Source organism: Ensifer sp. LBL, from assembly GCF_050435225.1.
In the GTDB taxonomy this organism is placed as follows: domain Bacteria; phylum Pseudomonadota; class Alphaproteobacteria; order Rhizobiales; family Rhizobiaceae; genus Ensifer.
Window position 1 is genome coordinate 627,656 of the sequence record NZ_JBNDJY010000001.1, and the last position, 17,412, is coordinate 645,067.

Annotated in this window: 14 protein-coding genes; 4 read left to right on the forward strand and 10 right to left on the reverse strand. The window is 65.0% G+C overall.

The window, feature by feature from the left end:
* Positions 1-35 precede the first annotated feature (35 nt).
* Entirely contained in the window at positions 36-1,586 is a 1,551-nt protein-coding gene (locus OKW20_RS03070) for a trimethylamine methyltransferase family protein (RefSeq protein WP_429170127.1), read from the reverse strand.
* Positions 1,587-1,678: 92 nt separating this feature from the next.
* Here OKW20_RS03070 and OKW20_RS03075 point away from each other — a divergent pair, with 92 nt between their 5' ends.
* Complete coding sequence (locus OKW20_RS03075) at positions 1,679-2,617, forward strand: LysR substrate-binding domain-containing protein (RefSeq protein WP_205239391.1); 939 nt, start codon at positions 1,679-1,681, stop codon at positions 2,615-2,617.
* 6 nt (positions 2,618-2,623) lie between these two features.
* Here OKW20_RS03075 and OKW20_RS03080 read toward each other — a convergent pair whose 3' ends face one another.
* Both OKW20_RS03080 and OKW20_RS03085 read right to left on the reverse strand, forming a co-directional pair.
* Positions 2,624-3,970, reverse strand: coding sequence for a putative bifunctional diguanylate cyclase/phosphodiesterase (locus OKW20_RS03080; RefSeq protein WP_429171133.1), 1,347 nt, complete (start codon positions 3,968-3,970; stop codon positions 2,624-2,626).
* Positions 3,971-4,233: 263 nt separating this feature from the next.
* Entirely contained in the window at positions 4,234-5,952 is a 1,719-nt protein-coding gene (locus tag OKW20_RS03085) for a response regulator (protein WP_429170129.1), read from the reverse strand.
* Between the two features lie 384 nt (positions 5,953-6,336).
* On the opposite strand from OKW20_RS03085, the gene mutL reads away from it, so the two are divergent.
* The gene (mutL, locus tag OKW20_RS03090; protein WP_429112605.1) at positions 6,337-8,154 is read left to right on the forward strand and encodes a DNA mismatch repair endonuclease MutL; all 1,818 of its coding nucleotides are present in this window, start codon (positions 6,337-6,339) and stop codon (positions 8,152-8,154) included.
* Between the two features lie 90 nt (positions 8,155-8,244).
* Positions 8,245-8,478 (forward strand): DUF2093 domain-containing protein, encoded by a 234-nt coding sequence (locus OKW20_RS03095; protein ID WP_053250845.1) that lies wholly within the window; start codon positions 8,245-8,247, stop codon positions 8,476-8,478.
* 41 nt (positions 8,479-8,519) lie between these two features.
* Here OKW20_RS03095 and lpxK read toward each other — a convergent pair whose 3' ends face one another.
* The 6 genes from lpxK to OKW20_RS03125 form a co-directional block, all read right to left on the reverse strand.
* Entirely contained in the window at positions 8,520-9,560 is a 1,041-nt protein-coding gene (gene lpxK / locus OKW20_RS03100) for a tetraacyldisaccharide 4'-kinase (RefSeq protein WP_429170132.1), read from the reverse strand.
* Positions 9,561-9,774: 214 nt separating this feature from the next.
* The gene (locus OKW20_RS03105; protein ID WP_043620978.1) at positions 9,775-10,479 is read right to left on the reverse strand and encodes an HAD family hydrolase; all 705 of its coding nucleotides are present in this window, start codon (positions 10,477-10,479) and stop codon (positions 9,775-9,777) included.
* 24 nt (positions 10,480-10,503) lie between these two features.
* Positions 10,504-11,817, reverse strand: a complete 1,314-nt coding sequence (waaA, locus tag OKW20_RS03110; RefSeq protein ID WP_043620982.1) for a lipid IV(A) 3-deoxy-D-manno-octulosonic acid transferase — start codon at positions 11,815-11,817, stop codon at positions 10,504-10,506.
* Between the two features lie 91 nt (positions 11,818-11,908).
* On the reverse strand, positions 11,909-12,145 hold the full coding sequence (locus OKW20_RS03115) for a DUF4170 domain-containing protein (RefSeq protein WP_043620984.1): 237 nt from the start codon (positions 12,143-12,145) through the stop codon (positions 11,909-11,911).
* Positions 12,146-12,205: 60 nt separating this feature from the next.
* Complete coding sequence (locus OKW20_RS03120; protein WP_043620987.1) at positions 12,206-13,021, reverse strand: 3'(2'),5'-bisphosphate nucleotidase CysQ; 816 nt, start codon at positions 13,019-13,021, stop codon at positions 12,206-12,208.
* An 84-nt stretch (positions 13,022-13,105) separates the two neighbouring features.
* The gene (locus OKW20_RS03125) at positions 13,106-14,452 is read right to left on the reverse strand and encodes a TldD/PmbA family protein (RefSeq protein ID WP_429170135.1); all 1,347 of its coding nucleotides are present in this window, start codon (positions 14,450-14,452) and stop codon (positions 13,106-13,108) included.
* A gap of 148 nt (positions 14,453-14,600) precedes the next feature.
* Here OKW20_RS03125 and OKW20_RS03130 point away from each other — a divergent pair, with 148 nt between their 5' ends.
* Positions 14,601-16,436, forward strand: coding sequence for a monovalent cation:proton antiporter-2 (CPA2) family protein (locus tag OKW20_RS03130; RefSeq protein WP_429112594.1), 1,836 nt, complete (start codon positions 14,601-14,603; stop codon positions 16,434-16,436).
* An 86-nt stretch (positions 16,437-16,522) separates the two neighbouring features.
* Here the strand turns inward: OKW20_RS03130 and OKW20_RS03135 are convergent, their stop codons facing one another.
* Positions 16,523-17,404: a patatin-like phospholipase family protein gene (locus tag OKW20_RS03135; protein WP_429170137.1), complete on the reverse strand. Its 882-nt coding sequence runs from the start codon at positions 17,402-17,404 to the stop codon at positions 16,523-16,525.
* Between the last annotated feature and the right edge of the window lie 8 nt (positions 17,405-17,412).

Here is a 17,412-nt window from a genome sequence, read left to right on the forward strand (position 1 = left end):
TGTTCCTTGAAAGGCGACCGAGCATGCCGGCTTCGTCAGTACCAAGCATCCGCCATGCTGTCCTTGCGACGCGTGACATAATCGATCAGCGCCTCGTCGAGCGCCACATCCAGCGGCGGCGCTTCATATTCGGCAAGCGTCTTCTTCCAGGCGCGGTTGGCGCGTGTCGCCATGTCGGTCTCGCCCTCCTCAAGCCATTTCTCGAAGGGTTCGTTATCCGAAAGGGCCGAGTCCCAGAAGGCGGTCTGGTAATTGCGCATCGTGTGGTCGCAGCCCAGGAAATGGCTGCCGGGACCGACCTGCAGGAAGGCGTCCATGGCGAGCGTGTTGTCGTCGACGACAACGCCGGCGAGATAGGAATGCAGCGCGCCGCAGAAGTCCGTGTCCATGACGAACTTCTCGTAGGACATGGCGAGCAGCCCATCGACGAAACCGGCCGAGTGCAGGATGAAGTTGGCGCCGCAATGCACCGCCGACAGCATCGACATCGCGCCTTCCTGCATCGCCTGCGCATCCGGCAGCTTGGAATTGGAAAAGTTGCCGGCACAGCGCAGCGGCAGGCCAAGCCGGCGCGCAAGCTGGCCGACCACCATGCTGCCGATCGCCGGCTCCGGCGTGCCGAAGGTGGGCGAGCCCGAACGCAGCGACATGGACGACAGGAAGTTGCCGAAGATGACCGGGGCGCCCTTGCGCTCGAGCTGGGTCAGCGCACAGCCGGCCAGCGTCTCGGCATAGGACTGGGCAATGGCGCCGGCATTGGTGACCGGCCCCATGGCGCCACCGAGGATGAAGGGCACGATCACCGCGGCCTGGTTTGCCCGCGCATAGGCGCGCAGCGACTTCGTCATCGTCCCATCCCAGACCAGCGGCGAGTTGACGTTGACATTCCCGAGGATGACGCAGTTCCGGTCGACGAAATCGCGGCCAAAAAGAATGCGCGCCATCTCGATCGAATCTTCGGCACGGTCTTCCGCCGTGATCGAACCCATGAAGGCGCGGTCGGAATATTTGATGTGGCTGTAGACCATGTCGAGGTGGCGCTTGTTGACCGGCACGTCGACCGGCTCGCAGATCGTGCCGCCCGAATGGTGCAGCCAGGGGCTCGACTGCGCCAGCTTGATCAGGTTGCGGAAGTCCTCGATCGTGCCGTAGCGCCGCCCCTTGTCGAGATCCATGACGAAGGGCGAACCATAGGCAGGCGAAAAGACGACGCTGTTGCCGCCGATCTCGACATTGCGGGCCGGATTGCGGGCATGCTGGGTAAACTGGCGCGGCGCCGAGGCGACGATTTCCTTGAGCATGCCCGGCTCGAAGGTCACCCGGACGCCATCGACCTTCGCACCGGCCCGCTTCCAGTGGTCGAGCGCTTCAGGGTCGTCGCGGAACTCGATGCCCACCTCGGCGAGAATACGATCGGCGACCGCCTCGATCCGAAGCAGGCTTTCCTCGCCAAGGATATCATAGGTGGGAATGTTGCGGATAATGTAGGGAACGCCAAGGCTGCGCCCCGCGCCCTCGCGCCGGTTTGGCCGTGTGCCGCGCGTCCGTCTCGGTGCCGCCACCTCCGTTGCCAATGCTGTATCCATGCCCGCATCCTCCCATCATCTCAGGTGATGCTATGGGCGAAAAATTCCACTGTAACGCTGGAAAAATTCGATCCATGCTATAAGCGTGATTTATGGAAAACCTGCGCCGCCTGCTCCCGTCCGCCGCAAGCCTCATCGTGTTCGAGGCGGCCGGCCGCCACCAGAACTTCACCCGTGCCGCCAACGAGCTCGGCATGACCCAGGCCGCGGTCTCCTACGCCGTGCGCGGACTTGAGGAACAGCTGGGCGTGCCGCTGTTTCACCGCGTGCACCGCGCCGTGGAACTGACCGAGGCGGGGGAAAAATTTCATGCCGACGTGTCGGTCGGCTTGTCGCGCATCCAGAAGTCGGCCGAAGACATTCGCGCCAAGGGCCGCGAGACCAACGTGACGCTGGCGGCGTCGACCGCCTTTGCCTCGATGTGGATGCTGCCCCGCCTCAACCGCATGCGCGAGGACCTGCCGGAAATCGACCTCCGGATCCAGACCAGCGTGCGCGACCTCGACCTGGAGGAGGAGCCGATCCCGCTCGGCATCCGCGGCGGCGACCCCAGCCATTGGCCGCGCTACCATGCCGCCCTGCTCGCGGACGAAGTGGTCAACGCGGTCGCCACCCCCGCCTACATCGAGCGGCATGGCCTGCCGAAGACGGCCGCCGACCTGCCCAACCACAATCTCATCCACCTGGAAGAGCCGGTGCGCCGCGCCTGCGATTGGACCGAGTGGTTTGCGAGCGCCGGCCATGCCTATCCCAAGCAGGCGCGCCGGCTTTCGATCAACGACTATGTCCTGGTGATCCAGGCGGTATTGTCCGGTGAAGGCGTGGCACTCGGCTGGGAACACCTGATCTATCCGCAGATCCGCTCGGGCGCGCTGGTCCCGGTCGCCGGGCACGTGCTGAAGACGGGCCTTGCCTTCTACGTCGTCTGGCCGCGATCGCGCGAACTGAATGCGCAGGCCAAAAGGGTGCGTGACTGGCTGCTGGATGAAGGACGGCGCGACCGCGCTGAGATGTCCGGGACCGAGGACTAACCCGGATCAGGCCTGGGCGGGAAGATCGCGGTAGCGATCGGCAAGATAGCGCATCGTCGCCACCGCATCGGCGGGTTTTCCGTAGAAATAGCCCTGCCCCAGGCCGCAACCGAGTGCTTTCAGCTTCAGGGCCTCGGAAAAATCCTCGATACCTTCGGCGACGACCTCGAGTTCGAGACCCTCGCACATCGACACGATCGCCTTGATGATGTGCTCCGAGGCGCGATCGGCCGAGATGCGTGAGACGAAGGCCCGGTCGATCTTGACCTTGTCGAAGGAAAAATCGCGCAGCCGGCCGAGGCTCGATTGGCCGGTACCGAAGTCGTCGAGCGAGACGCGGACACCGGCGGCGCGCAGTTCGGCAACGATCTTCTGGGCGATATCCGCATCGGCCATGACGGCCGTCTCGGTGATCTCCAGCTCCAGGCGCCGCGGGTCGAGACCGATCTGGCTGATGATCGACAGCAGGCGCCGGCTGGTGGTCGGGTCAGTCAGCTGCGCCGAGGAGAGATTGAAGGAAAGGAAGAGCTCCTTCGGCCAGGAAAGGGCGGCATGGGCCGCCTTGCGCAGCAGCACCTCGGCGAGCGAATCGATGAAGCCGCGCTCTTCTGCGAGCGGCACGAACACCGCCGGAGAGACATAACCGAGATCGGCATCGCACCAGCGCGCCAGGGCCTCGAAGCCGACAACCGCGTCGTTGCGCAGATCGACGATCGGCTGGAAGTGCACGTCGACCTCGTTGGCGATGATGGCATTGCGCAGCGCCTGTTCGAGCTGCGTTGCGCGCTTCATCTCCTGCGCGATCTCCTGCGAATAGACGGTGATCTGCCCGCGGCCGCGGCGCTTCGAGCGATAAAGCGCGGTGTCGGCGCTTTTCAGGAGATCCTCGAACACCTCGCCCGCAAAGGGATAGACGGCGAAGCCGAAGGAGGCGGACAGACGAACATGGCGGTCGCCGAGATCGAAGGGGGCAGACAGCACTTCCTTCAGCATCTGCCCGATCTTCTCGGCGCCCTTGCGCTCGAAGATCAGCGGCAACACAAAGGCGAATTCGTCGCTGTCGAAACGGGTGATGGTGGCGCCTTCAGGCGCGCAGGCCTTCAGCCGATAGGCCACCTGGCAGAGGATCTCGTCGCCTGCCTCGGGTCCGAACAGGTCATTGATCGGCTTGAAGCCATCGATATTGGCAAGGCCGATGGTGAACGGCGCGGGGTCGCTGGCCCGCTCCTCAGCGAGGTCAAGCACGCTCTGGCGCAGGCAACGGGCGTTGCCGAGACCGGTCAGCGGATCGACGTCGCCCCAGGCAGCAGACGCCTCGCGGCCAACGCGGTGGTAGGGCGTTTCAGCTGTCATCATCGCCGTCCCCCATTCATCTGGCAGGGGCGATGCCCAATAGACCGCACCGCCAGCCCGCGCCACGACGCAGACCGGCTGTGTCCTTCCGACACGACCGGGGCTTGGGCAACGAGGTGGATGCGAGGCATACGGATGGGGCTCTACACTTTAGCGGCAATTCGGTGCAGACGATCGCAATCGGCGGTTAACAATCCGATATCGAGCCGCTCCAAGATTTGCCATTGGCCTCCCCAATTCTAGCGAGTTGACACGCCTTTTACTCAACCTGCCGTTCGTACTGCCTTCACCGGCATGAATTTTCTCAGCACAGCCTCGATCATGTCGGGGCTCACCGGCTTCATGATGTGGTCGTCCATGCCGGATGCCTTGCATTGCTGCAGGTCGATATCCAGGGCCTGGGCGGTAACGCCGATGATCGGCGTTTTCTGTCCGCGCCCCTTCTCGGCCGACCGGATCGCGACGGTGGCGTCGAAGCCGTTCATAACCGGCATCGACACATCCATCAGCACAAGGGCCGGTTGCAGTTCGTGCCAGAGTTCGACGGCCTCGCGACCGTTGGCGGCGATCCGATGAGAAACGCCGAGCCCTTCGAGGATCTGGGTGAAGACGAACTGGTTGATCTGGTTGTCCTCGGCAACGAGCACATCGACCTGCGGCGCCGGCGGCGGCGGCGCGATCTCCTCGGCCTCGAACGATAGCGACCATTCCTGTTGCGGCGCGGCGCCAGCCCGCTCGGAGCAGACGCGGAAGACTTCCGCAAGCACCGCCGCCCCGTCCTGATCCTCAGACACCGGGAGGATCGGGCTGTCGCGCCAGCCGGCGGCGACCTTCTGCCGCTCCGGGAAAGCCGCGTCGAGCAAGAGGATGTCGAGTTTCAGCCCCGCCTCGTCGACGGCCGCGCAGAAGGCGCGCAATTCATCGGCATCGCGAACGGCGCAGGCGTCGAGCCCGGAGCCGCGCAGCCGGGCGACAAGCCGCTCTTCCAGCGATCGGTCGTCGGTGGCGAGAAGCACCCGCAGGCCGCGCGCAGGCAAGGTCTCGATCATCGACCCCGCCTCGACGAGCTGCTGGACATTCAGCGCCCGGAAAGGATCGTAGAAATTCTGTGCCGCGGCAAAAATGCTGTAGTCGCGGATTTGCAGCGTGACCTCGGCCGGAGGTTCCTCGCCGCCCTGATACCAGACGGCAATATCGGTCACGTCGTTCATGCAGGTGACGACGAAGTGGCGGCCGGGCATGCCGACGCGGTACTTGCGGGTCAGCACCCAGAGGTCGCTGCCGTCGGCACGCACGATGTGCTCGGCCTGCGAAAACGGCTTGCCGGTTTCAAGCACCATGCGATCGGACTGTTCGAAGCGCTCCGCCAGGTCGCTCTCGACCAGATCCCAGGCCGACCGGCCGAGGATGGCGTCCTGCGCCAGGTCATGGATCAGGCAGAAGGCCTTGTTGACCGCGATGTAATTGAGATTGCGGTCCTTGACGCAGATGGGATTGGGCTGGCCGTCGAGGATCTGCTCGGTCAGTTCCACCCGCTCCAGGTCGGTCTGGAGCTGTTCGTCGCGCTTCTTCTGGTCGGAGACGTCGCTGATCGACAGGATGCCCATGCCGCTCGACAGGCGGCGCTTGCGCATGGAAACCCAGCGGGTGCGGCCGGCGCGCTCGACGCTCTCGTAGCGCTCGCGCCAATGCAGCGCCATGTGCTCGGCAATCCATTCCTCGCGGTTGGTGCGCCGGCGGCTGTTTTCCGGAACCGTGCCCGGACGGACGCCGGTGTCGTAGACGGCGCCGAGGAAATCGCGGAGCCGCGTGCCCGGCATCAGGGCTTCCGCCGGCACCGGGAAAAATTGCAGCATCGTGCGGCTGGCAAAGAGAATGGTATCGTCCCGGCTGCAGACAAGCACAGCGATGCCGAGTGCGTCGCAACTCGACTCAAGAATGACCCTGTTGATGTCCGCGCCGTTGGGCGCCCCATCGCTCATCGCACTGTCCTCACTCGCCTACCGCATGTGTCCCTGGATCACCCTTGGATCAAGGCAGACAGGCGGCCATTCAAAGTGCCACAACGGCCTGCCGCGTCTTTGCAAGGACGCGCGGCGCTGCAACGGCGGTTTCATTTCGGGACATGCTGGGGTGGCCTTGGCAGGCGTCTCTTCGAGCGGCGGGAGTGCGGCGTCCAGCTACGCCGCAAGGCTCAAAAGACAAAACCCGTGATCATTCAGGTTGTTGTGGAAAATCGCAGCAGAGTGTTAAGGGCCGATTAAACCCTCGCTCATTTTTCAAGGGTAACCGCACCAGATGCTCGTGACCGGGGACGAGATATCGTTACCCCTTCCGTTTCCATGGCGAATCCCGGAAAATGGGGCATGGCCATCAAGCAGCTTTCAGAAACCCTCATCAACCAGATCGCCGCCGGCGAGGTGATCGAACGCCCCGCCAGCGCCGCCAAGGAGCTGATCGAGAATGCGCTCGACGCCGGCGCGACCCGCATCGAGATCGCAACCGCCGGCGGCGGCAAGACGCTGCTGCGGGTCACCGACAACGGCTCGGGCATGGCCCCTGGCGACCTCGAACTTGCGGTTCGAAGGCACTGCACATCGAAGCTCGACGACAGCCTCTTCGACATCCGCACCCTCGGCTTTCGCGGCGAGGCCCTGCCTTCGATCGGCTCGGTCGCCCGGCTGTCGATCACGACGCGCACGGCCGGCGCCAGCGAAGGCGCGGTCATTGCGGTTACCGGCGGCAAAACCGAGGCGGTCCGCCCGTCGCCCGCCAATACCGGCACCGTCGTCGAAGTGCGCGATCTCTTCTTCGCCACCCCGGCCCGACTGAAGTTCATGAAGACCGAGAAGGCGGAAGCAGCGGCCATTTCGGAAGTGGTGCGTCGCATGGCGATCGCGTTTCCGGCGGTCCGTTTCGTGCTCTCCGGCAGCGACCGCTCGACACTCGAATTCCCGGCAACCGGCGACGACCGGCTGGCGCGCATGGCGCAGGTGCTCGGCAAGGATTTCCGCGACAACGCGATCGAGATCGATGCAGCGCGGGAAGATGTGGAACTGACCGGCTTTGCCGGCGTGCCGACCTACAATCGCGGCAACTCGCTGCAGCAATATGTCTTCGTCAACGGCCGCCCGGTGCAGGACAAGTTGCTGCTGTCGGCGATCCGTGCCGCCTATTCCGAGACGATCCCGAGCGGACGCTATCCGGTCGCCGTGCTGTCGATCACGCTCGACCCGGCGCTCGTCGACGTCAACGTGCATCCGGCAAAGTCCGACGTGCGCTTCCGCGACCCCGGCCTTATCCGCGGACTGATCATCGGTGCGATCCGCCAGGCGCTGACACGCGACGGCGACCGCGCCGCAACGACGGGCGCCCGCGGCATGATGCAGGCGTTCCGCTCCGGTGATTATCGTCCGCAGCCCTGGAGCGCCGAGACGTCGCCTTCCCGGCCGACACAATTTGACTCCATGCTGCGCCATCTCGGCGAGCAGCCGCAGGCGAGCTTTGCGGCGTTTTCCGCCCCATCGGCGCGTGTTGCCACCCCGTTCGAGCGGGACATGCCCGTGCCGGCGCCGGAGGTCCAGCAACCGCCGCAGCCGCAGTCCTTCCCGCTCGGCGCCGTGCGCGCCCAGTTGCACGAAAACTACATCGTCGCCCAGACCAATGACGGCCTCGTCATCGTCGACCAGCATGCCGCCCACGAGCGGCTGGTGTTCGAAGCCATGCGTACGGCACTGCATTCGCGGCCGGTCGCCGCCCAGGCGCTGCTGATCCCGGAGATCGTCGATCTGCCCGAAGACGACTGCGACCGCTTGATGACCCATGCGGAGGAGTTCTCCCGCCTGGGCCTTGCGATCGAGCGCTTCGGCCCGGGCGCGATCGCGGTGCGCGAAACGCCGGCCATGCTCGGCGAAATGGATGCCGTCGGTCTCGTGCGCCAACTCGCCGACGAGCTTGCCGAATGGGATACGGCAAGCGGGCTGACAAACCGGCTCGAATATCTCGCCGCGACCATGGCCTGCCACGGATCGGTGCGCTCGGGCCGGCGCATGCGCACCGAGGAGATGAACGCGCTCTTGAGGCAAATGGAGGCGACGCCCGGCTCCGGCCAGTGCAACCACGGCCGCCCCACCTATATCGAACTCAAGCTCTCGGATATCGAACGGCTGTTCGGCCGGAGCTGATCTTCCCGTCCGGCGAAATGCGACTGGCATTTTTCCGGGCGGCGAGCTAGACCAGAGAACCCATAACGAAGACGGAAACAGGCGCCGAGCATGATGAACCGGTTTGAAGGAAGCGCTTCGCGCGAAGCGAAGATCCGTTATCTCGACGGCGACTTTCAGATCGTGCTTGCGGGCTCGCACGTGATCTGCGCGATGACCGGCAAGACCATCCCCGTCGATGAGCTGCGTTACTGGAGCGTCGCCCGGCAGGAGCCCTATGTCGACGCGGAAGCCTCGCTCGAAGCGGAAAAGCGCGCAGGCGCGCTGCCCAACCAACGCCGCTAACCAAGCTCGAGCGCCGGCACACCAAAGCCCGAAAGGCGCCGTTACTTAGCCGCGCCTTCGCGCAGCTTGCGGGCACGCGCCGCGGCAAGCGCCGTCTCGATGATCTTTTTTGGAGCCATCGGATCGTCGAAGCGTACGTCGATCTCGATCACCCTGCTCGCTGCGGCAAGCTCCGCGGCGCGGCCGTGGCCGGGCTCCAGGCGCACCAGGTCCTTGGCGGTGGTGACGAGCTGGCATCCGAGCGCTGCAGCGCGGTCGAGCAGATCGGCGATCTCGTCCTCGGAAAAATGGTGATGGTCGGGAAAACTGCGGGTTTCCTCGATGACGGCGCCCGTCTCCCGGACGGTGCGATAGAACTTCTCCGGATCGGCAATGCCCGCCCAGGCAAGCACCTTGACGCCATTCAGCGATCCGTCGTCGTGCCTTATGACCTCGGCTTCATAGATCTGCTTGCCGGCGCGGGCGGCGCGACGGATCAGGGCGTCGGCTTCGGTGCCGTCGCCGATCTTGAGCAGGGCCGTGGCGTGGCGGAGCTGGTTCGACAGCGGCGCGCGCACCGGACCGGCCGGGACCAGATAGCCGTTGCCGATGCCGCGGCGGGAATCGATCACCAAAAGTGCGAAGTCGAAGGCCAGCCGCGCGCTCTGGAAGCCGTCGTCCATGATGATGATGTCGACGCCTTCCTTCACCAGCCGACGAGCCCCATCGACGCGACGGCGGCAGACGACGGTCAAGGCTTCCTTCGCCAGAAGCAACGGTTCGTCGCCGACATCGCGGGCGCGGTGATGTTCCAGATCGACGACGGTCGTCACGTCGAGCGAGCCGCCATAACCGCGGCTCAAGAACCCGGCCTTCAGCCCCTTCTCGCGGATGACGCGGGCAAGCGCGATGGAGGTCGGCGTCTTGCCGGCGCCGCCGACGGTGAAGTTGCCGATGCAGATGACCGGAACCGGCACCGAGGCGCGCTGCGCGCGATCCATGCGCATGCCGGCAATCCGTCCGTAAACCCATGAAAACGGCCACAACGCGCGCGCACGCCAATCCGCCTTGGTCCACCAGAATGGCGGCGCTTCCGATACCATCTTCGTTCCGTGGCCTCCCGGCCGCTCAGGTCCTTCCTTGTCCGGGAGGGACGGTTTGTTCGCCGGTCGAAACCGGCGGGTTGCGACAAAAAACGTCAGAACGGGAAAAAACGCAAGCTATGGAGACCGATGCAGCCACGGCAGGGGCGCTGAACCAGACCGATCGCGGTGCGCAACCGAAGGCAATCGCGGCTAGCCGCTGCCACAAACCGATCTAGAGGACAGCTTCGAGTTCGGTGATGTCGGCGAGGCAATGGTCCGAGGCCGCCGCAAGCGACTGGCGCGAGCCGGTGCCCGTGAGGACCGCGACCGTCATGCCGACGCCGGCGCTGCGGCCCATATGCATGTCGTGATTGTTGTCGCCGACGACGACGACCTGCTGCGGCTCAAGGCCGGTCGCCGCACAGAAGCCAAGCACCATACCCGGCTCGGGCTTGACGCCGTAACCGCTGTCGTAGCCCGCCACATAGTGCAGGTAGTTCTCGAAGCCGAAGCGCTTTGCGGTTTCGCGGATCGAGCGCTCGTTGTCGCTGGAGGCGACACCAAGGCGGTAGCCCTTGGCGTGCAGCCCGGCGAAGAAAGCACCGAGATCGGTCACCGGCACGGCATATTCCGCCGAGCGCGCAAACAGGCCGTCAAGCAAGGTCGTCAATTCGGCAATCGTGAAGGGCGCGCCTGCGCCGACGAAGCCGGTCGCGATCTCGACCGTGTTGCCGGCGGCCAGCAGGCTGTCGGGCAGCACGTGGCCGGTATCGGCATCCATGCCGCCGGCTGCAAGCAGCGTGCGGGCCAGGGCCTCGTCACCCTTTGCCGCGATCCGCGCCAGTTCGTAGTTCACCGGCACCCAGCTCTTTGCGTAGTCGAGCAGGGTTCCATCCTTGTCGAAAAGGATGCCGGCGATGGCTTTGGCTGCGGTCATGACGAGGTTTCGTCTCCTGCTGGATCAGTTGTCAGTCGGCGGGTTGAGGCGCGCCTTGACGACGAGCGGATTGATATAGGGCTCGAGCCCCTTCATCGTCGCCGACAGGGCACCGCGCATCTCTTGCACGGTTTCAAGGCCGGCATCGATCATCGAGCGACGCATGTCGTCGTTGGCGAGCAGATAGTTGACGCCCTTGGCCAGCATCTCGACGTCGCGCACGATCTTGGCGCTGCCGTTCTTGGCCAGCGTCTGGTAGGTCTCGCGAAAGTTCTGGACGTTGCCGCCCGAAAGGATGGCGCAGCCGAGCATCGCCGGCTCCAGCGGGTTCTGGCCGCCTTCGGCAAACAGCGAACGGCCGACGAAGGCAACCTCGGTCAGGCGAAGATAGAGGCCCATTTCGCCGATCGTATCGCCAAGGAAGATATCGACGTCCGGCGTCAGCGGATCGCGGCGCGTGCGCCGGGCGACCTTCAGCCCCTTGGCCGTCAGCGCCGCCTCGATGGCGTCGCTGCGATCGGGATGGCGCGGGACGATGATCGTCAGAAGGCCGGTTCGCTCCTTGAGCGCGCGGTGCACGACGCCGGCGGCGGCCTCTTCGCCGTCGAAGGTCGAGATCGCCGCCCAGGTCTTGCGGGCGCCGATCTGCTGGCGATACTCCTTCAGCGCCTGCGGATCGTGCGGCGGCGCGTCGGTATCGACCTTGAGGTTGCCCGACACCATCACCGGCAGCGCGCCGAGCGTGCGGAAGCGCTCCGCGTCGACGTCGGACTGGGCAATGACGAGCGCAAGGTTCTCGAACAGCGCGTCGGCGAGCGCCGGCCGGCGCTTCCAGCGCGCAAAGGTCCGGTCGGACATGCGCCCGTTCACCAGAACCTGCGGGATATGGCGACGGCCGAGTTCCAGGATGGTCATCGGCCAGATTTCGGATTCGGCGATGATCGCCAGATCCGGCTCCCAATAGTTCAGGAACCGGCTGACGGCCGGCTTGAAATCGAGCGGGACATACTGGTGGATGACCGTCGACCCCAGGCGTTCGGCCACGACCCGCGCCGAGGTCATCGTCCCGGTCGTCAAGACGACGTGGATGCCGCGCCGCCTGATTTCCTTGATCATCGGGATGACGGCGTTGGTCTCGCCGACGCTTGCCGCGTGGAACCACACCAGAGGACCCTGCGGCCGCGGTTCGCTGGCATGGCCGTAGCGCTCGCGGCGACGCGCCGGATCCTCCTTGCCCTTCGCGGCGCGAACGGCAAGGTAGGACCAGACGAGGGGATAGATGGCCGAGCCGATCCAGCGGTAGCTGGAGAGCGCCAAGCGCGCGCGAAAGCTGCTCATGTCAGGTCACCTTCCCCGGCCGTTCCGGCCCGGAGAGACTTAAGGGCGACTGGCATGCGGGTAAACACCGCGCATCCCGACCTCATCGGCATCAGCCGTTTTCCGGGTCGAGCAGACGGTGCATGTGGACGATGAAGTAACGCATGTGCGCGTTGTCGACGGTCATCTGCGCCTTGGATTTCCAGGCAGTCAGGGCGCTGTCGTAGTCCGGGTAGATGCCGACGATATCGAGCTTGTCCAGGTCGCGGAAATGCACGTCAGTCAGCGTGGTGAGTTCGCCGCCGAAGACGAGGTGCAGACGTTGTTTTTTCTCGGTGTCGTGAGCCATTGGACTTCCATTTATTCTTGTTGGGTATGGGCGTTGATTTGAGGCATTCAGCCTCAAAGGTCAATGGGGCTCCATGGACCGCGATGCGGCGATCAGGTCCGGCAAGAGCGGCTTTGCCGCCGCGCAGAGAACCCCGTGAACGACAGTGGATCGATTGTAGAAAAGCGCCCGCCCGTCGAGATCGACCAGCGCGCCGTTGGCGCTCGCTAGAATGAGGTCGGCCGCAGCCAGGTCCCAGTCGTGGGCGTTCTTCTTCACCAGCGTACCGTCGATCCGCCCGTCGGCAACCATGGCCAGCCGATAGGCAAGAGACGGCACATGCGGGATACGGGTAACGGCGCTGCGATAGGGCGCCGGAAGCTTGTCGATCGTGTCTTCGGCGGCCGCCAGATGCAGCGTTTCCCCGGGCTTTGCTTCGCGCACCGAGATTTGCGCACCGTTCTTCAGCGCGCGGCCGCCTGCGACCGCCTCGAAGAGTTCATCGAGCGCCGGAGCATAGAGCACGCCGGCAACGGGCTGGCCACGATGCACGACGGCGACGCTGACACACCAGAGCTCCTTGCCGGCGATGAAGGCGCGCGTGCCATCGATCGGATCGACGACGAAGACGGTTTCGCGCGACAGCCGGCTCAGATCGTCGTCCGTCTCTTCCGAGAGCCAGCCGTAATCGGGCCGGGCCGCAAGCAGGCGCGTCTTCAACACATCGTTTGCGGCGAGATCCGCCTCGCTGACCGGCGAGCGGCCCTCGTTCTTCCAGCGGACGTCGGGCGCCTTGCGGAAGTAGCCGAGCGCGGTTTCGCCGGCGACGACCGCGGCGGCGCGGATCACGTCGAGATCCGGCTTCCAGTCCGCGCCCGATGGTGCAGTGTCAGACATTCAAAACCCCGTCAGCCCGCCTCTCCCTTGTCCGGAAGGCGGGATCGGCGCGGGCTCCCCGCGCCTGCTTTTCCTGCGGCCTTGTCAGAGGCCGGCGAGCGTCATGCCCTCGATGGCGAGCGTTGGTGCCGCGACGCCGAACTTGCGGTCGATGTCGTCTGCCGGCGTCAGCGCCATGAACATGTCCTTGAGATTGGACGCAATCGTGACTTCCGAGACGGCAAAGGTCAGCTCGCCGTTCTCGATCCAGAAGCCGGAGGCGCCACGGCTGTACTCCCCGGTCACCATGTTGACGCCCTGGCCGATCAGCTCGGTGACATAGAAGCCGGTACCGACGCTGCGGATGAGATCGTCCCGCGAGATCGATCCCGGCTCGAGCGCCAGATTGGTCGAGGACGGATTGACGGTCGGACCGCCGCGCACGCCGCGGCCGTTGGTCTGAAGTCCGAGTTCGAGCGCTGCCGATGTGGACAGGAACCAGTGGTTCAGCACACCATCCTCGACCATCGCCAGTTTCTCGCCGCTGACCCCTTCGCCGTCGAACGGCCGCGACGAGGAGCCGCGTACGATCAACGGGTCATCCGTAACCGAAAGACCCGACTTCAAGATCTGCTTGCCCATCATGTCGCGCAGGAAACTCGTCTTGCGGGCAACAGCCGCGCCATTGATGGCGCCTGACAGATGGCCGACGAAGCCACGGGCCATGCGCGGATCGAAGACGACGGTGACATTCTTGGCGGTCGGCACCTGGCGCGGGTTGATGCGGGCGACCGCACGCTCACCGGCAAGGCGGCCGATCTCGTCGGCGTCGCGCAGGTCGGCGAAGAACAGGCGGCTGTCATAGTCGTAGTCGCGCTCCATCTTGGTGCCCTCGCCGGCAATCGCGCTGACGGAGCGGCCGAAGCGGGTGGCCATGTAGGAGCCGGAAAAGCCATGCGAGGTGACGAGGACGAGCCCGCCCATGCCGGCCGAGGCGCCGCCACCGCTGGAATTGGTAACGCCGGAGACCGCAAGTGCGGCCTCTTCGGCCGCAAGCGCCGCTTCGGTCAGGGTTTCGGTCGAAACCGCTGTGGAGTCGAAGAGGTCGAGGTCCGGATAGGACTTCGCCAGCCGGTCGGCGTCCGCCAGCGAGGCAAAGGGATCTTCCGGCGAAGCCTTGGCCATGGCCACCGCGCGCTCGGCGAGCAGCTTCAGGTCAAAGCCCGGATTGGCCGAAACGCTGGCGACACGCCGTCCGACAAAGACGCGGAGCGAGAAGTCGTCGCTTTCGGAGGCTTCCGTCGCTTCGACCTTGCCGAGGCGGACGGAGACGGAGCGGGAGCGTCCGCGCACCACCACCGCGTCCGCCGCATCGGCGCCGGCCTTGCGGGCGAGGTCCACGAGTTCGGATGCGCGTTTTTCGAGGTCGGCAGAATCGATCGTGTCTGACATGGTGTGGCCTTTCATTCCTGCCCCATTTATTGTGCGGCGAAGCAGGCATCAAGGGCATCGGCCCGATTCCCGCTCAAACACCGCAAAATGAAGCGCTCTCGAAAGCTCCGCTTGGGAGCCGGGTTCATCAACAGTGAAAGCCTGAGGCATGGCAACGACACCGATCATCTATTCCCAGGCCCTGATGCTGCTCGGTGGCGCAGTGATCGCCGCTCCCATCTTCAAGCGGCTCGGGCTCGGCACGATCCTCGGCTATCTCTCGGCCGGCATTCTGATCGGACCCGTCGCCCAGAGCATTACCGAAGGCGAGCAGATCCTGCACGTTTCGGAACTCGGCGTCGTCTTCCTGCTCTTCATCATCGGGCTCGAACTGAAGCCTTCGCGCCTCTGGCAAATGCGGCGGGATATCTTCGGCCTCGGCACGGCGCAGGTGCTGCTGACAGGCATCCTGCTTTCCTACGCCATCTATGCGCTCGGGCTCCTCGAGCATGGTGGCAGCATCATCGCCGGCTTCGGCCTGTCGCTGTCGTCGACCGCCTTTGCGATGCAGATCCTCGACGAGAACAACGATCGCAACACGCGTTACGGGCAGAGGGCTTTTTCGATCCTCCTGCTTCAGGACCTGGCGATCGTGCCGCTGCTGGCGCTCATCCCTCTGATGGCCTTGCAGGCGCCCGAGGACACGACGCCGCCGCTCGAAGACTTCGCGATCGCCACCACCGCGATCGTCGTGCTCTTTGCCGCCGGTCGTTACCTGGTCAATCCGCTGTTCCAGGTCATCGCCCGCACCGGCGCGCGCGACGTCATGATCGCGGCGGCACTGCTCATCGTCATGGGCGCGGCGACTATGATGCAGCTCGCCGGGTTGTCCATGGCCATGGGCGCCTTCCTCGCCGGCGTGCTTTTGGCGGAATCCTCCTATCGCCACGAGCTCGAGGCCGATATCGAGCCCTTTCGTGGTATCCTGCAGGCGCTCTTCTTCATGGCTGTCGGCCTGTCGCTCCAACTCGGTGTCATCGTCGAGCGCTATCAGCTGATCATCATTGCCGTGCCGCTGCTCATGGCTTTGAAGAGCCTGGTGCTTTACTGGCTCTGCCGACTGACTGGATCGCACCACAATGACGCGGTGCGCATCAGCCTGCTTCTGCCGCAGGGTGGTGAATTCGGGTTCGTTCTGTTCACGGCTGCGGCAACAGCCGGCGTCTTCTCCGATGGTGACGCCTCGCTGCTGGTCGCGATCGTGACCCTGTCGATGGCGCTGACACCGCTTGCCTCCATGCTCGCGCCGAAATTGATGCGCGAGCAGGACGAGATGGACGAAGAGATCGAAGAAGACTTCGATGGCGCCAACGCCGATGTGCTGATGATCGGCTTCTCCCGCTTCGGCCAGATCGCCGCCCAGATCCTGCTTGCCGGCGGTCGCGATGTGACGATCATCGATCATTCCGCCGCACGCGTGCGCCAGGCCGCGACGTTCGGCTTCCGGATCTATTTCGGCGACGGCAACCGTCTCGACGTGCTGCGCGCCGCCGGTATCGAACGGGCCAAGATCGTCGCCGTCTGCACCCAGAAGAAGGAAACGACCGACCACATCATCGACCTCGTCCAATCCGAATATCCCAATGCACGCATCTACGCCCGCTCCTACGATCGCCTGCACACGCTGGAACTGCGGGCCAAGGGCGTCGACTACGAACTGCGCGAGACGTTCGAGTCCGGTCTGCTCTTCGGCCGCAAGACGCTGGAGGCACTGGGGGTCGGCGACGACGAGGCGATCGCGATCATGGACGACATCCGCAAGCGCGACGAGGCTCGGCTGGTGCTGCAGGAGGCCGAGGGTATCACCGCCGGCCGCGACATGCTGCATTCGCGGCCCGTGCGGCCAGAGCCGCTGGTCAAGCCGAAGCGCGAGGTCGACCATTCGCAAGAGACCGGCGAACGGATCCTCCCGGGCCTTCCCGCCGACGAGCGCGAAAGCGCCTGACCGCACATGCGGCGACGGCGCGCGCCGTCATTGCCGCCAAGGTTCAAGCGCCAAGGTTCCGGCGCCAGGGTTCGGGCGCCAGGATTTCAGGTGAGCCTTGGCGCGGTCATCCGTTCTTCGAGTGCGCGCTTCAGCTCGTCCTTGATCGCAGCCGTTGCGTTCAGCACGTCCTGGGCGCGCAGGAAATCCATCACGCGGTAGCGGCCGACATCGGGACGCAGCAGGATGTCCGGCGCTCCCTCTTTCAGCTTCATGGCGATGATCGACTGCATCATCAGCTGGCTCGCGCCGAACAGGCTGTCGATCCGGCTCGGGATCGCCTTGCCGTCGCCATCCGGCCCGCCGACGACATCGACCGCGATGACGATTTCGGCAAGGCCGCGCAGGTGATCGAAGGGGATCGGGTTGTAGATGCCGCCGTCGATCATGACGCGCCCGTCGATCCGGACCGGCGTGAAGATCGCCGGCAGGGCTGCAGAGGCCGCCAATGCCTTGCGCAGGTCACCCTTCTCGCAGATATGCTCCGTCTGGCCGTAGTAGTCGGTGGCGACGACCTTCAGCGGGATTTCGAGGTCGGAGAACTTTTGGGGGATGGCCTCGGGCAGGAAGGCCTTCAGCACCCGCTCGACATTGAACTGGCCGAAGCGGAACCCGCTCGCCATCGCCTCGGAAAGGCTCGACGGCCGCAATTGCCACAGGCGGTTGACCACTTCGCGGCGGTGGCCGACGGTCGAGAGCGTATGGGCCCGGATCTCTTCGCCGCGCAAGCCCGCCGCCATGCCGGCGCCCATGATTGCGCCGATCGACGAGCCCGCGATCGCGACCGGCCGAATGCCGAGTTCATCCAGCGCCTCGATGACATGGATATGCGCAAGACCGCGGGCGCCACCACCGCCAAGCGCCAGTGCCACGGTGGGCCGTGCCGGGGCTTCCGCCGCTCCATGCGTCATCGAAAGATCCTGCTTCATCGGCATGC

Coding starts and splice junctions, on each gene's coding strand:
- OKW20_RS03125 (WP_429170135.1), bottom strand. CDS start 14,452: ATGTCAGACACGATCGATTCTGCCGACCTCGAAAAACGCGCATCCGAA.
- mutL (WP_429112605.1), top strand. CDS start 6,337: ATGGCCATCAAGCAGCTTTCAGAAACCCTCATCAACCAGATCGCCGCC.
- OKW20_RS03105 (WP_043620978.1), bottom strand. CDS start 10,479: ATGACCGCAGCCAAAGCCATCGCCGGCATCCTTTTCGACAAGGATGGA.
- OKW20_RS03080 (WP_429171133.1), bottom strand. CDS start 3,970: ATGACAGCTGAAACGCCCTACCACCGCGTTGGCCGCGAGGCGTCTGCT.
- OKW20_RS03130 (WP_429112594.1), top strand. CDS start 14,601: ATGGCAACGACACCGATCATCTATTCCCAGGCCCTGATGCTGCTCGGT.
- lpxK (WP_429170132.1), bottom strand. CDS start 9,560: ATGGTATCGGAAGCGCCGCCATTCTGGTGGACCAAGGCGGATTGGCGT.
- OKW20_RS03070 (WP_429170127.1), bottom strand. CDS start 1,586: ATGGATACAGCATTGGCAACGGAGGTGGCGGCACCGAGACGGACGCGC.
- waaA (WP_043620982.1), bottom strand. CDS start 11,817: ATGAGCAGCTTTCGCGCGCGCTTGGCGCTCTCCAGCTACCGCTGGATC.
- OKW20_RS03085 (WP_429170129.1), bottom strand. CDS start 5,952: ATGAGCGATGGGGCGCCCAACGGCGCGGACATCAACAGGGTCATTCTT.
- OKW20_RS03095 (WP_053250845.1), top strand. CDS start 8,245: ATGATGAACCGGTTTGAAGGAAGCGCTTCGCGCGAAGCGAAGATCCGT.
- OKW20_RS03135 (WP_429170137.1), bottom strand. CDS start 17,404: ATGAAGCAGGATCTTTCGATGACGCATGGAGCGGCGGAAGCCCCGGCA.
- OKW20_RS03075 (WP_205239391.1), top strand. CDS start 1,679: ATGGAAAACCTGCGCCGCCTGCTCCCGTCCGCCGCAAGCCTCATCGTG.
- OKW20_RS03120 (WP_043620987.1), bottom strand. CDS start 13,021: ATGTCTGACACTGCACCATCGGGCGCGGACTGGAAGCCGGATCTCGAC.
- OKW20_RS03115 (WP_043620984.1), bottom strand. CDS start 12,145: ATGGCTCACGACACCGAGAAAAAACAACGTCTGCACCTCGTCTTCGGC.